The sequence below is a fragment of the Panacibacter microcysteis genome (assembly GCF_015831355.1).
GTDB lineage: Bacteria > Bacteroidota > Bacteroidia > Chitinophagales > Chitinophagaceae > Panacibacter > Panacibacter microcysteis.
Genome location: NZ_JADWYR010000001.1, coordinates 737,192 through 751,381 on the forward strand (window position 1 = coordinate 737,192; position 14,190 = coordinate 751,381).

The following is a 14,190-nucleotide window of genomic DNA, read 5'->3' on the forward strand; positions in this document are numbered from 1 at the left end:
TATGTGATAGCAGAGATAAATATTATTGAAAAATAATATAGATTCTGACGAAGTTAGTTTGCAAATATATTACTAAAATGAGCATTCTTGTTAAAGTTTACCTTTGCGGCAATGAATAAGGAGATAAAAGATATTGCTTTGCGCACTATTGATATTGAGACCAAATCGCTTAGTGGTTTAAAATCCTTTATTGATGATACGTTCACAAAAGTTGTTGAACTTATCCATGCATCTAAAGGCAGACTGGTAGTAACGGGCATTGGTAAAAGTGCCATTGTTGGTCATAAGATTGTAGCTACACTTAACTCAACCGGCACGCCTGCCTTATTCATGCATGCTGCAGATGCTATACATGGAGACCTGGGCATGATTCAGCAGGATGATGTTGTGATTGTGATTAGTAAAAGCGGCGAAAGCCCCGAGATAAAGGTGCTGGTACCATTGATAAAGAATTTTGGCAATACATTGATAGGCATGATTGGCAGCAAGCAATCGTTTCTTGCCAAAGAAGCCGATCATATTTTAAACACCAGTGTGGAGCAGGAGGCTTGTCCAAATAACCTTGCGCCAACCTCCAGTACAACAGCGCAAATGGTTATGGGAGATGCATTGGCTATTTGCCTGATGCATTTAAACGAATTCAGTGGTAAGGATTTTGCTAAGTATCATCCCGGTGGCAACCTTGGCAAACGCCTTTACCTGAAAGTAGATGACCTATATAAACAAAATGAAAAGCCTTTTGTGTATGGCCATGCTACCCTTAAGGATGTAATCATCTCAATCAGCAAAGGCAGACTGGGCGCAACCGCTGTTGTAGACAACAACCATGCATTATTGGCTGTGGTTACAGACGGAGATGTACGCCGCATGCTGGAAACAACAAGTGATGTAAAAAACCTGTTGGTTACAGACATTTACAATAAACACCCCAAAACCGTAATGGAAGGTGTTTTGGCCATAGAGGCGCTTGAATTACTGAAGCAGTACGATATAAGCCAGTTAATTGTTACCAGTAAAGACAATATTTATCTTGGAATACTACATTTGCACGATCTTATAAGGGAAGGCATCATTTAAACCAATATTAGATGAACAATCACAATTATGTTGCAATACTTGCAGGAGGCATAGGAAGCAGATTTTGGCCAAAGAGCAGAACACCGTTTCCAAAACAATTCCTCGATATTTTAAATACGGGCAAAACGCTTATCCAGTCTACGTTTGACAGGTATGCAGGTTTTATTCCCAAAGAAAACATTTTTATTATCACATCTGCTGATTATACGGATATTGTAAAAAAACAATTGCCGCAGGTTAGCGACGAAAATATTTTATCTGAACCCAGCCGCAAAAACACAGCACCGTGTATTGCGTATATTGCTTTCAAGCTGATGCAAAAAGATCCGGAAGCTGCACTTATTGTTGCACCCAGCGATCACCTGGTGCTGGATAATGCTGAGTTTGAGCGTGTTGCCACAATAGCTTTGGATTTTGCCTTGCATATGAAAGCATTCGTTACACTCGGCATCAAGCCAACGTATCCAAATACAGGTTACGGCTATATTCAGCACGAGGCAATGTCAGTTGCAGATAACATTTATAAGGTTAAAACATTTACCGAAAAGCCAAATACAGAACTTGCAAAAGCTTTTATAGCCAGTGGTGATTTTCTGTGGAATGCCGGCATTTTTATATGGAGGGCCAAACAGGTAGTAGAAGCCTTTGAAAGGCACCAGCCAGAAATGTACGAAGTGTTTGCCGCAGAAATACCACACTACAATACCCCGCAGGAACAAGAAGCACTGGAGCGTATTTACCCTTTATGTACCAATATATCCATTGATTACGCCATCATGGAGCAGGCAAACAATGTGTATGTTATACCATCATCATTTGGCTGGAGCGATTTGGGTACCTGGAACAGTGCGTATGACAACTTAGAAAAAGATTACCTGGGTAATGCTGTAGCAGGCGACCATGTAATGATCATCGATGCAACAAAATGCATGGTTTCTGCGCCAAATGATAAGCTGGTGGTACTGCAGGGCCTTGATGATTTTATAGTGGTAGATACAAAAGATGTGTTGCTGATCTGTAAAAAGGACAAAGAGCAACAAATAAAAGATTACGTGGCAGAAGTAAAAAGAAATATTGGAGACCAATATTTATAATTTTTGTAACCCGGCTGTTGAATATGCATGTAGCTTTCGTTGCGTCGCACTCTTGTACTGTTGAAGCATTAATGAGCAAAGCGAAGACAAGTGCGAAGCATCATCTGGCACATTTTATTGCCGGCTGCCTGGTGTTAATAAACAAATTACGCCGCTTTGCCAATATACAAGATTGTAATAAAGGCACGCACAGCTGATCAATGTTCTGAACGTACAAGTGAGTGACACAACAGGCGATGAGTAATGAGTTGAAGCCTGTCAACAAAAATCTAACTGCAACTATTCATGCGCATTACCCTTTGTTTCGATTTTGGCAACACCAGGCTTAAATGTGCGGTATTTGAAAATGATACATTGATTACTGTCGATGTATTGGCAGATGCAAATCCGCAAACCATTGCAGATCTGATACTGCAACACAAAGCCACGCACAGCATTCTTTCTTCTGTTGTTCATCATGACGTGGCTATTGAAAATATACTGCAGCAGCAAACAGTTTTTCATAAGTTGGATCATACAAGCAGGCTGCCATTTACAACGCCGGTGGGCAAACCGGAGACAATCGGTGCAGACCGCCTGGCACTTATAGCAGCAGCCGTACAACTACACCCGCAAATGCATAGCCTCGTTATCGGGCTTGGTTCGTGCATTACCTACAACTTTGTTAACCGCTTTCATGAATTTCTTGGCGGTGGCATTTCGCCCGGTCTTGAGATGCGCATGAAAGCTATGAACCAGTTTACGGCAAAACTGCCGTTAATAAAGGCCGACTGGAACTTTCCGCTGGTTGGGTATGATACGAGGACCAACATGCTCAGCGGGGTTATTTTAGGCATGGCCAAAGAAATAGAAGGCATTGCAGATGAATATGCAGCAAGATATGCCAACTTTAACGTGCTTTTAACCGGGGGGGATATGGCCTTTTTTGCCCCTCATTTCAAAAAGAAGATATTTGCAGACCCACACTTAATCTATAAAGGTTTATATGCGATCAGTAAAAGCAACAGTTGAGTTTAGTGCCTTTTTAGCAATTGGTTTAATTTTCTCCGCACACCTATCAGCACAGGAAAACTCACCTTTTTCAAGATATGGTTTGGGTGATCTTTATCCTTCCCAAAATATTGCAACCCGTGGTATGGGTGGTGTTTCTGCCGCATACAGTAATGAGCAGGCACTCAATACCGCCAACCCTGCATCTTATAGCGCCTTGAAGTATGTGCGCTATGCAAATGGTACAAACGGCGGCCTTATAACATATGATCTTGGCTTCTCCATCGATAACAGAACATTGAGAAGTGTTTCGCTGGGACAAACCTATAAGTCTACCAATCTTCTGCCTTCTTATATACAGGTCGGCATACCACTCAGCAGCAAAGCTGATGCAAGGCAGAGAAATGCAGGACTTGTATTTGGCCTGAAACCTGCTACAAGAATTCATTACAATATACAGGACACTGTAACGGAAAGCACTTACCTGAAACAGACCTTATACGAAGGCAATGGTGGCCTTAACCAGGTTTTTGTAGGTCTGGCCAAACGCTTCAATAACCTTAGTATTGGTGTAAATGCAGGTTACGAGTTTGGCAGAAAAGATGTAAATACCCGTGTTATACTTACAGATACCGGAAGTTTTTTCAACTATTACCCTTCTAACTCCGCTCAAAATACAAGTTTTTGGGGTCTTTATGTAATGCCTGGTATTTCTTACAATGTTAAATTAAGCGAAAGCAAGAAAGAAGGCAATGCGTACAGTGAAGCATACTTTTTAAAGTTTGGAGCTGCTGCAACACTTGCACACACGTTAAAGAGTTCTACAGATACCTTGAGAGAAACATTCAGTTATAATTCCAGCGGCGGCACCGTACCTATTGACACTGTGCACAGCGTGTCTCATGTAAATGGCAATATTGAAATACCAATGACCTACAATGCCGGTTTCATGCTTAGCAAGAAATATGTAATTGGCCAGAATGCTGTCGCCACCAAATGGGCCATTGGCGCAGATTACAGCGCAGGCAAATGGTCTGGTTTTAGTTATTATGGTGCAAAAGACAGGGTAATAGATAACTGGATGTTAAGGGTTGGCGGCGAGTTTGTGCCTTCACTAACAAGCCCAAGACTTTTCAGCCGCTCTACTTACAGGCTTGGTTTTTATACCGGTAAAGATTATATAAATGCTGATGGCAATACTTACAACCTGAGAGCCCTTACTTTTGGGTTTGGTTTTTTTGTAAAAAAGTTTACGAGCTATGATAATAACTCCACGTTCATTAATACAGCCTTTGAAATTGGTAAAAGAGGCAGTAACGTTAATAATGTAACAGAAAACTTTTTCAAATTTTCATTGGGGTTATCTTTAGCCGACCTTTGGTTTATAAAGCGTAAGTATGACTAAAACTTTTTCTTCCGCAAGAATATTTACAGCAGCCTTTTTATCGGGCTGCTTTTTTATATGCAGTTGTGAAAACAGCATGGAAGAAGTAAACAGTCTTAATGTAAAACGTGCCAGCGTAGACGTAGTTGACAGTGTAACCAGCTATATGAGCCAGGCTGGCATCGTTAAGGCAAAACTTACAGCACCTGTAATGACAAGAACAGATGCCGACACACCCCTTGTAGAGTTTCCCAAAAGCCTGCAGGTAGAGTTTTATGATGACAGTACAAAACCGGAAAGCCATCTCTTTGCACGTTATGGAAAGTACCTGGAGAAACAGGGCAAAGTTTTTCTGCGGGATAGTGTATTTGTTTTCAATATGAAAAAAGGTGACACTATGCTTACCAATGAATTGTGGTGGGATAAGAATAAAGAAATTTTTTACAACAGTAAGCCGGTTATCATAAAGCAGGCTGGCAACCAAAATATGCGGGGAGACAGTATTATTGCAGACCAGAACTTCAACAGCTATACACTTTTCAACGGCTCAGGGCTACGAAATATTCCCGATAGTTCGCTTCCTAAATAGAACAGTATATTTAGATCGCAAGCTCAAAAAATTTTATAATGCAGTAAACAGGTACCAGCAGGTAAAACGCATAGGTGATCCTGTTGCTCGCCCGCATATACCTTGTTACAGGTTTATAAAAACTGTTTTTTATCTCTGCCCTCGAAAAAAGGAACAGGAGCGAGTGCTCAATGAGTTGATTATTTCTCCTCAATCCATAATGAAGAATAAATGCCATCTTCAACAGAAATGTTACCAGCATTAGTGCAAGCGTTATAGAAGAAAAAAGGGATAACATGGTTTTACAAATGTTTCAGAAAATAGCTGTTAGTTCACAGAATACATAATATGTAAACGTTAAACATGCTATTTTATTATTTTCTCAGCGCTTTTACGTCAGCCGGGGTTACGGCAGCACCTTTATTGCCAAAAGAATTGCGTATGTAATTAAGAACATCGCTCACCTGTTCGTCTCTCAGGTCGCTTTCCGGCATTTCACCATTGTATATTACACCATTTACTTTCATTTCACCTTTTACGCCATATATAACCTGCTCAACAGAACGCTTTTTATCAGCCATCAGGTAATCCGATTTTGCCAACGGAGGAAACGCGCCTTCCACACCCTGCCCTTCATCCATGTGGCAAGCCTGGCAATAAGCACTGTACACATCCTTCCCTCTTTCAATGCTGGCCTTTAAATCAAAGGTTTGTTGGCGAAAAGAACTGAATAGTACCGTGCAAGCCAGGCATATAGCACTTATAAACATTATTGCTTTCATTATTATCAGGCGGTTGTGTATGCGGCTAAAGTAAGAAAAAGGAATATTGAATCAATAACCCGCGGCATGTTTTATAGTAATGTTTGTGCACCAACTGCTGTACATTGGGCATCGCCTGTTGTGTCACTCACTTCAGGGTTCCTCTTTTATGGCAGCAGAGGGCGTGGTTATACATACGGTTGTTTTAAGAGTAGCTGTCCTGCCGGTTATACTTTAAAGATTGTATAACGGTTACAAAATAAGCGCCCGGCAACGCCGGGCGCTTATTTTAATAGTACGCAGAACGGTTATCCAGGCTTTCAAACATTCGTACAGCAACACAATCCATCTTCCGGCGCTAACGATCTGCCTGAGATATTAATACTAAATGATAAGTATCAGGTGGCCTGTTATTTTATAAACCATCAATTTCAAGATCATCATCCGGTCTTATCTTAATTTTGTAGCCATCTTTTTTATAAAAACGGCGGTATTTATCAGCCACTTCTTTTGGCTGAAGTTTACCGTTAATGATCAAATCTCCGTCTTTCGTCCACTCAACCGTATAACCTTTTTTGCGGTCAATCAGTCCATCGTTCTCCAGTGCCGATGTAAATGATTTTAAGTCCTTAATTTCCTGTTTTGCCTTTTCAATCTCTTTTCGCGCATCCTGCATTGCTTTGTCAATGTCGGCTTTTAATTCATTTTTATTCAAGGTGATCTGAAGTTCTTTCATTTCATTTTGAAGTTTTTGCTTGTCAATTTTTTTGATTTCGTTTTGAGCTTCTTTTAAAGATTTTTGTACCTCGATCTTTATTTCCCCGAGGTTAATATTCTTAAGTTCTCTCTCAACTTCTTTTTCAATCTCCTGAAAATCTACTTTGGATAACCCGATCTCTACATCCCGGCTTATTTTATCCAGGTCTATCGAAGCCATAGCTTCCTTTACCGTTTTGGCAATATCTATATGCAGATCTTTTAAACCGTCATTCAATTCCTTCAGGCCAATATCAAGATTGTCCAGCGCAATATCAAGATCTTTTATTCTAAATTCATTCGAATCATAATCATATCGCCGGGGTATAATAGTGTCTCGTTGTATTTTGTTTGCGGAGCCTTTATTTTTTTTCTTATCATCTGTCTGCCATGCAAGAGCACCAATAACAGTGATAAGCAGGCAAGCCACCAGCAAGCTTTTCGAATAAATGGATGCATTTCTCATTCTTTTGGTTTTATAGTTTATTATATTACGAATTCGTTCGTATAAAACTACGATGATATTCGTAAACCACTGTGGTTTGCCTGCACGTTTTTTATAATTTTAACATTTGCATACCGGTAACAAAAACGCCCTGCAAAGTGCAGGGCGTTTCTTTAATCAGGAATAACACTCCAGTATACCAGTACTATTCTTCGGCGCTCATCATCTTCACGGTAGTTTGATATTTTTTTACTGGGGTACGTTTCCCCCTGTCCGTAGCCATAAAAATTAAAGTTGATCGTATTATGATTTACAAAAGCTGACTTTTTCTTTTCCAGCAATTGCTCCATTACCTTGCTGATTTCGGCGGCCCGCAATTCTGAAAGTGCCAGGTTTAGCTCCCACCTGCCCGCATCGGGTTTACCAAGATACCTAAGTAAGGTTGCGTATAAGGCAGAAGAAGTATCTATTGCCTGCCCGTCTGCATAACCATTTACCACAAGTGTAGACGTGCGGGGCATATCTGCATACTTATTGGAAAAATGGATCAGTGAATCAATTGCAGGTGCAAACAGACTGATGGCCTGTTTGTATTTTTCCTGTGGTATAGTATATTTTCCTGAACCAAAGAAAGCTGCAAGGTCGAAGGGATTTTGCCTTGAAATATCCAGCGCTTCATTCAGCATTTTAAAGCGTTTTAGCCTTAGTGCATTTTCCTTTTTACGCAGCTCAAGATGTTCGAGCTTTAATTTAATGCTATCGCTATACGTTCTTCTGAAAGTCTTTTTATTGTTTAAAGTTTTTTCGAGCGCAATTATTTCACTGTTGATTGAATCCATTTCAGCAATATACCGGCGAAGGCGCAAGTTTACCCTGTTGCTAATAGTCGTATCAATTCGTTCCTCTCCCATTGCACGGTCTCTTTTCCTGAACGTTTCTTTTAAAAGATCTGATTCTTCAAAAAGGTTTTGCCTTGCGTCTTTGACAGCATTTTCCACTGCTACCCGCCTGGCACTATAACAAGACGTAAAATAAATACACGCGCAGACAATACATGCCTGCCTTATAATACTTGCAAAATTGGTCATTGGAATGGAACTCTTTTTACTGAGAAATCTGATTCTTTCTCTTCAATGTTTTTGTTGTTGCTTTGGTCTGTATCTATTTCAGAAGGTGAGGATTCATTAGGGTTACCGGTCGTAACATTGTTTTTTCTATCGCCCTGATTTTTGTCAACATAAGCGGTATAACGGGTGAGGGTTAGTTTTTTATTGCGCACAACCAATACAAATGCTCCTTTATTATTTTTTTCCTGTTGCCCTGTTGTTATAGCTTCTACCTTGCTTAGTTTAAACCTTTTCTTTGTGAGGATGGCCCAGCCGTTATTGGTTAATAATAAAAAGATGCTGCCTGCGATAAAGGCTGTCCAGATAAGCCAGAGAGATATAAAGATTTTACTGCTGATTACTTTTCCAGCTTTACTAAGAGAGACACTGGTTATGTTTGAGCGTGATATCATTTAGCAGCTTTATAAGATCGGTCATTGCAAAAGAAGTCATTTTTTTTAGGATATAAAATATTTTTTTATAATATGTAGTGCCTTTTTTTATCATTTTTCTAAAAGGCTTCGCTTTTATATGAAACCTGCTTTGTTTTTCGAATTCTGGTGTTGTTTTCCTGTATACAGTTCTCATTTTTTTGCGAGGCTGTGAATACATGCCCGTGACTGTTGCCGCAGTGTACAATAAAGTGCTGAAAGTACAAGTGAGTGACACAACCAAAGCTTAATAGTAGTGCTATAGCTGGTCACCTGATCATACAAAGTTGCTTTTTATGCTGCCTGATGCGTTTGCGAGGATATCCCTTGCCTGTTGCATAACAAAAGGTTCGGTATATATTATGGCTGCAAAAGATTCCTGTATGCTTTCTGTATTTTCTGCCGCTGCAGCGTTTTCAATATTGAGTAAATGCGGGTACAGGGTGCTTGCATTACTTACGGTTCTTACGGTGGTTTGCATCAGATGACTGAGTCGTTTTACTTTATCATAATCATGTTCATTAATGGCTGCTGCAAGCAACTGAATTTCCTGAGGATATTGCTTAATAAACTGTGACATTATCTCTATGAGGCTTTGGGTATCACCCGCTAACATATTGTTGAGATAGTCTGTACTTATAAAACATGGTGCATCTGGCCTGGCTGTACCAACAGACAGTGTTTTAACAAGTACGTTATAAAAACTGGTTTCGTCTATTGGCTTGGATATGTAATCATTCATACCAGCGGCAATGCATTTTTCTTTTTCGCCCGGTAAAACTTTTGCAGTCATTGCTATAATGGGAATAGCTTGTTGTAATGTTTTCCTGATTTCCTGTGTGGCGGTGTAGCCATCCATTACAGGCATTTGTATGTCCATTAATACAAGATCATAATGGTGATTCTTTAACAGCTCTACAGCCTGTGCGCCATCTGTAGCAAAAGCTGCCTTGAGTTGTAATTGCTGAAATATTTTTTTAAGTAAAAGCTGGTTCATTTTGTTGTCTTCTGCTACGAGTACTGTTTTTCCTTCGAAAGCAGGATGGGGTATCAAAACAGCTTTTACTTCTGAGCCCGTTGCGGGAGGTGAGGGATTCTTTTGCTTGTAGATCTCGTAATTGATCTCGAATTCAAAGACAGAACCTTTTCCTTCTTCGCTAAGTACATTGAGTTTTCCGCCCTGCATGGTTACAAGGCTTTTTACAATTGCAAGCCCCAGGCCTGTGCCACCGTATTTGATGGTGGTATCTGTTTCTGCCTGCTCAAACCTTTCGAAGATCACGTTTAGCTTGTCTTCTTTTATTCCTATCCCGGTATCTTTTACTTCAAAACCTAACGTAACGTCGTTTGTGCTAAACTTTTTACAACGCACATTAATGTATACCCCGCCTGCAGCGGTAAATTTTACCGCGTTTGAAGTGAGGTTCATCAATACCTGTGTAAGTCTTTCTTTGTCTCCTAACAGTAATTCGGGCACATCATCTGTAACATGTGTTTTAAGGAACAGCTTTTTGTCTTTTGCTTTGTGCTGAAAAAGCATCTCTATATTGTAACATACTTCCCGAATTGAAAATGGGCTTTTGTCGAAATGTAACATGCCCGCTTCAATTTTTGATATATCGAGTATATCATTTACAATGGATAACAGGTTTTGCCCGGCCGTTGTTATTAAACTTACATATTGCTGTTGCTCTGGTTTAAGGTCAGTTTTCTGCAACAGGTTGGTAAAACCAACTACGGAATTAATAGGTGTTCTTATTTCATGGCTCATGTTTGCGAGAAACTGTTCTTTCACCCTTGCCGCTTTTTCTGCTTCGAGCCGTTCTGCATAAAATGCTTTTAACAATTGAAAGTTTTGCAGCAGGCGCAGTATAATAATTGTAGCCAATATTGCGATTGCGCCGATGATTATAAATGTTAAACGGAGGTCTATCTGCGAAACTTTGATGGCCAGCTTTTCGTTATCGGCAATATTTTTCTGCAGGTAATCGCTTAGTTTATCTTCGAGTTCTATAGCAGAAAAATATATGCTGTCTGTTAACAGGTCTGTACGGGCATTAAAATTTTGAAGTGACTGCGGTGAATAAGTGTCTAACAAGATAGCATTATATGACTTAACCTTTTCATTTACCAGCCTTATAAATTTTCTGCCGGTGGATTCGCTTTCTGTTATGGCAATAAGGCTATCGAGTAGCGGTAAATTTGTTTTTATTTTTTCTAAAGTGTCTTTCAGGTTTGTAGCATCTTTTGTGGCATTCAGGTTTGCTATACCGAAGTCGATGGTGTAAATGCCATCAATAATTTCGTCTCTCAACACGTGTACCTTGAATACATTTACCGCATTTAAATTTCCTTTCCGCAAACTGGTGATACTTTTGTCTGCCTGGTATCGCGCATAAATAATAATTGCCATCAAGGCCATTGACAGGCTCGTTACAAAGAAGAAGGGGAGACGGATATTTTTTGAAGATTTCATCTTTATAAACAGGTGTTACATAAGATCCAGTTTTTCCATTAACTTTTTTCTAAAAGACTCTGCTACCGGTATATTATTCCTACCAATATGTATAACGTTTTCGTCTATACTTTCAATCTTGTTCATTGCTACCAGGTAACTTCTGTGAACTTTCAGGAAATAGTGCCCGTATTTTTCTTCCATAGCCCGCAGAGAATTATTGGCGGTATACCATTTATCTGCGCAGTGAATCTTAATATAATCACCCATTGCCTCGATAAACAGTATATCATTCAATATAATTTTCTTCAACACACTTTTTTCTTTAATAAAAAGAAAAGCCTGTTCATGCTGCTTAGGCGGTTCCTGCTTTTCTTTATTGATCCATGCTGTTGCTTTTTCTATAGCCTGTAACAAACGGGCCAGCGTTACAGGTTTTACTATATAATCTACCACGTTGAGCTCGTAAGCATCTACCGCATAAGCAGGGTTAGCAGTTAATAACACTACTACAGGTTTTACGGGCAAAGCCTTTATAAGTTCAATCGCAGTCATTCCCGGCATTTCCACATCCAGAAAAGCAATATCTACATGGCTATTTTGCAGGTATTCATATACTTCTATAGATGACCTGCATTTAGATACAACTGTAAGATTTTTTGCCTGCCCGATAAGACTATTCAACATAATCAGCGCTAACTCATTATCGTCAGCAATAAGGCAATTCATAAGCATGATAATTTTGGTGTTTGCTCGATAGATACAAATTTATTTAATTTATTTTTTTATGTAATATAAAAAGATAAACCGGGTTTACAGGAAAGTAAATAATTAAGTGTGGGAATAAATGTGGCGCTAAATCTTTTTTACAGCGGCCTGCACCAGGTAGCTAATCAATACCACAGCCATTGCGCCTACTACATTCAGCCATAAAAAGCTGAAACCAATAACGCCTGTTTTATCAAGAATGTAAAGGGTTACAACAATAACTTCACCAATAAGAGCACTATAGAAAACAGCACTTCCTTTTATTTTTTTCATGTAAAAAGCAACAAGAAAAATACCGAGTATTACACCATAGAAGAGAGAACCATACTCGTTAACAGCCTGTATCAGGCTACCCATATTAGTAGAAAACTCAGCAATTACGATACAAAAGAGTCCCCATAAAAAGGTAAACCATTTTGAAAGCCTGTATTTTTTTTCTTCATCCAGTTTTGTATCGTCTACATGTGCATTCTTGTACCGGAACCTGCAGTAAAAATCGATCATGGTGCAGGATGCCAAAGAATTAAGCGCTGCGGCTATTGAACCCCACGATGCAAGAAAAATAACTGCTATTAACAGCCCGACCAGGCCTGCAGGCAATGTATCTACCACAAAACGAAGAAAAATATAATTGGTGTCGTTTGTATCAACAGAAGGGTCAGCCTTTTTTAATACCGCCTTGTATTGCTCACGTATGGCATTGGCACCGGCATTTAGTTTTACCAGGCTATCTTTTAAAGATCCTGTATTGGCCTCACTACTCTCTTTAGCGTCGAGATAAGCTGCCGATATACTGGCCTGGTTGCGGTTAATTACAGCAAACTCTCTTTCCAGTTGCTTCAGGCTATCGCCATAGCTGGTTTGGTAGACCTTCTCGCTAACCGCGTTATTGAAAAATATTGGCCCGCTGTTAAACTGGTAGTAGGTAAACAACAATGCACCCAATAATAAAATTAAAAACTGCATAGGTATTTTTACCAGCCCGTTCATCAATAAACCAATCTTGCTTTCCGTATTGTCTTTAGCAGTAAGATACCTGCCTACCTGGCTTTGATCTGTACCAAAATAAGAGAGTGCCAGAAAAAAGCCACCAATTAAACCGCTTATAATATTGAACCTGTCCTTCCATTCAAAACCATTTTCATTAACGCCGGTTGTTATTACGTTCAGCTTTCCTGATGCGCCGCTAACACTCAGTGCGTCGGTAAAGCTTATTGTATCAGGCATATTATGTACTATATAATAGCCCGCAATAAACATGGCAGCAAAAATGATGATCATCTGCAGCTGCTGTGTATAAGCAACAGCTCTTGCACCACCGCTTACGGTATAAATGATCAGCAGCCCGCCCATAAAAATGTTCGTCCAGAAAATATCCCAACCAAATAAAGAAGAAAGAATAATAGAAGGTGCATACACACTTATACCGGTACTAAAGCCTCTCGACAAAAGAAACATGGCAGCGGTAAACGTCCTGGTCTTCAGATCAAAGCGCTGTTCAAGATATTCATAGGCAGTGAAGACTTTAAGCTTATTAAAAATAGGCACAAAGCTTACCGATATTACGATCATAGCGATGGGTAAGCCAAAATAGTACTGCACGAAACGCATGCCATCGGTAAAGGCCTGTCCCGGTGCAGAAAGAAAAGTTATGGCACTGGCCTGTGTCCCCATAATGCTCAGCAGCACCAGGCCCCAGTTCATATTGCGGTTACTGAGAAAATAACCTTCCAGGTTTTTGCTTGTACGGCTTTTATATAACCCATACAGCACAATACCGGCAAGCGTTAGAATAAGTACTATCCAATCGAAACTCTTCATGAAAAGTATTTGGTAAACCAGCTAAAAAAAATGATGAGTAGCACCAATACCATTACCAGCAACAGGTACCACCGCTTCCAGGAGCCCAGTAAAGGTGCTTTTTCTTTTTGCTGCATGTGTATGGCAAGTTTTTTTGTTAACCGGCAATAGCGCTTTGTGGCATCGCCTGTTGTGTCACTCACTTGTACGCCTGTCTTTTATGGCAACTGTGGCGTTCTTTTTTTCTGATCCGGTTCATAACAAAGTGTACAACATATTCTAAATATGAACCCAAACTTTGCTGAGATCTTCGCACTGCCGCCCATTGCTGCAGACGTACAAGAGTGCGACGCAACAAAGCTCAATAGCAGTACTTTTGCCCGGCCCATTATTTACTTCTTTTTATGGCAAGCCGGCCGGCTAGTAAGCCAATAGCCAACCCGATGATTAAACCGGCACGTACATTTTTAATGACAAGGCCAATAGCAACGCCCACCACAACAAGAAACAAGATACTTACCCGTCTTCTGCCTGTTTTTGTTTTATCATCCATAT

15 protein-coding genes are annotated in these 14,190 nt (G+C 39.9%); 5 read left to right on the forward strand and 10 right to left on the reverse strand.

The annotated features are described in order from the left end of the window. Window positions 1–111: 111 nt before the first annotated feature. From I5907_RS02980 to lptC, 5 genes are all read left to right on the forward strand, one after another. Window positions 112–1,077: a KpsF/GutQ family sugar-phosphate isomerase gene (locus I5907_RS02980; protein WP_196989240.1), complete on the forward strand. Its 966-nt coding sequence runs from the start codon at window positions 112–114 to the stop codon at window positions 1,075–1,077. An 11-nt stretch (window positions 1,078–1,088) separates the two neighbouring features. Further along, window positions 1,089–2,171 carry a mannose-1-phosphate guanylyltransferase gene (locus I5907_RS02985; protein ID WP_196989241.1) on the forward strand — a complete coding sequence of 361 codons (1,083 nt, stop codon included), beginning with the start codon at window positions 1,089–1,091 and terminating at the stop codon, window positions 2,169–2,171. Window positions 2,172–2,456: 285 nt separating this feature from the next. After that, complete coding sequence (locus I5907_RS02990) at window positions 2,457–3,182, forward strand: type III pantothenate kinase (RefSeq protein ID WP_196989242.1); 726 nt, start codon at window positions 2,457–2,459, stop codon at window positions 3,180–3,182. Beyond that, the gene (locus I5907_RS02995; protein ID WP_196989243.1) at window positions 3,157–4,566 is read left to right on the forward strand and encodes a hypothetical protein; all 1,410 of its coding nucleotides are present in this window, start codon (window positions 3,157–3,159) and stop codon (window positions 4,564–4,566) included. Before I5907_RS02990 ends, I5907_RS02995 begins: the two co-directional genes overlap by 26 nt. Next, entirely contained in the window at window positions 4,559–5,134 is a 576-nt protein-coding gene (gene lptC, locus I5907_RS03000; RefSeq protein ID WP_196989244.1) for an LPS export ABC transporter periplasmic protein LptC, read from the forward strand. The genes I5907_RS02995 and lptC overlap by 8 nt, the downstream gene beginning before the upstream one ends. 10 nt (window positions 5,135–5,144) lie before the next feature. Here the strand turns inward: lptC and I5907_RS03005 are convergent, their stop codons facing one another. The 10 genes from I5907_RS03005 to I5907_RS03050 all read right to left on the reverse strand — a co-directional run bounded on the left by I5907_RS03005 (window position 5,145) and on the right by I5907_RS03050 (window position 14,188). Next, window positions 5,145–5,411: a hypothetical protein gene (locus tag I5907_RS03005; protein ID WP_196989245.1), complete on the reverse strand. Its 267-nt coding sequence runs from the start codon at window positions 5,409–5,411 to the stop codon at window positions 5,145–5,147. A gap of 76 nt (window positions 5,412–5,487) precedes the next feature. After that, a complete protein-coding gene (locus I5907_RS03010; RefSeq protein WP_196989246.1) occupies window positions 5,488–5,895 on the reverse strand; it encodes a c-type cytochrome in 408 nt (135 codons plus the stop codon). 394 nt (window positions 5,896–6,289) lie between these two features. Further along, complete coding sequence (locus I5907_RS03015) at window positions 6,290–7,096, reverse strand: AAA family ATPase (RefSeq protein WP_196989247.1); 807 nt, start codon at window positions 7,094–7,096, stop codon at window positions 6,290–6,292. Window positions 7,097–7,248: 152 nt separating this feature from the next. After that, on the reverse strand, window positions 7,249–8,163 hold the full coding sequence (locus I5907_RS03020) for a hypothetical protein (RefSeq protein WP_196989248.1): 915 nt from the start codon (window positions 8,161–8,163) through the stop codon (window positions 7,249–7,251). Further along, the gene (locus I5907_RS03025) at window positions 8,160–8,594 is read right to left on the reverse strand and encodes a hypothetical protein (RefSeq protein ID WP_196989249.1); all 435 of its coding nucleotides are present in this window, start codon (window positions 8,592–8,594) and stop codon (window positions 8,160–8,162) included. Before I5907_RS03025 ends, I5907_RS03020 begins: the two co-directional genes overlap by 4 nt. A 295-nt stretch (window positions 8,595–8,889) precedes the next feature. After that, on the reverse strand, window positions 8,890–11,088 hold the full coding sequence (locus I5907_RS03030) for a response regulator (RefSeq protein WP_196989250.1): 2,199 nt from the start codon (window positions 11,086–11,088) through the stop codon (window positions 8,890–8,892). Between the two features lie 15 nt (window positions 11,089–11,103). After that, a complete protein-coding gene (locus tag I5907_RS03035; RefSeq protein WP_196989251.1) occupies window positions 11,104–11,796 on the reverse strand; it encodes a LytR/AlgR family response regulator transcription factor in 693 nt (230 codons plus the stop codon). A gap of 126 nt (window positions 11,797–11,922) precedes the next feature. Continuing rightward, the gene (locus tag I5907_RS03040; RefSeq protein WP_196989252.1) at window positions 11,923–13,656 is read right to left on the reverse strand and encodes a sodium:solute symporter family protein; all 1,734 of its coding nucleotides are present in this window, start codon (window positions 13,654–13,656) and stop codon (window positions 11,923–11,925) included. Continuing rightward, complete coding sequence (locus I5907_RS03045; RefSeq protein ID WP_196989253.1) at window positions 13,653–13,838, reverse strand: hypothetical protein; 186 nt, start codon at window positions 13,836–13,838, stop codon at window positions 13,653–13,655. The genes I5907_RS03040 and I5907_RS03045 overlap by 4 nt, the downstream gene beginning before the upstream one ends. 185 nt (window positions 13,839–14,023) lie before the next feature. Beyond that, window positions 14,024–14,188: a hypothetical protein gene (locus tag I5907_RS03050; protein WP_196989254.1), complete on the reverse strand. Its 165-nt coding sequence runs from the start codon at window positions 14,186–14,188 to the stop codon at window positions 14,024–14,026. Window positions 14,189–14,190: the final 2 nt, after the last annotated feature.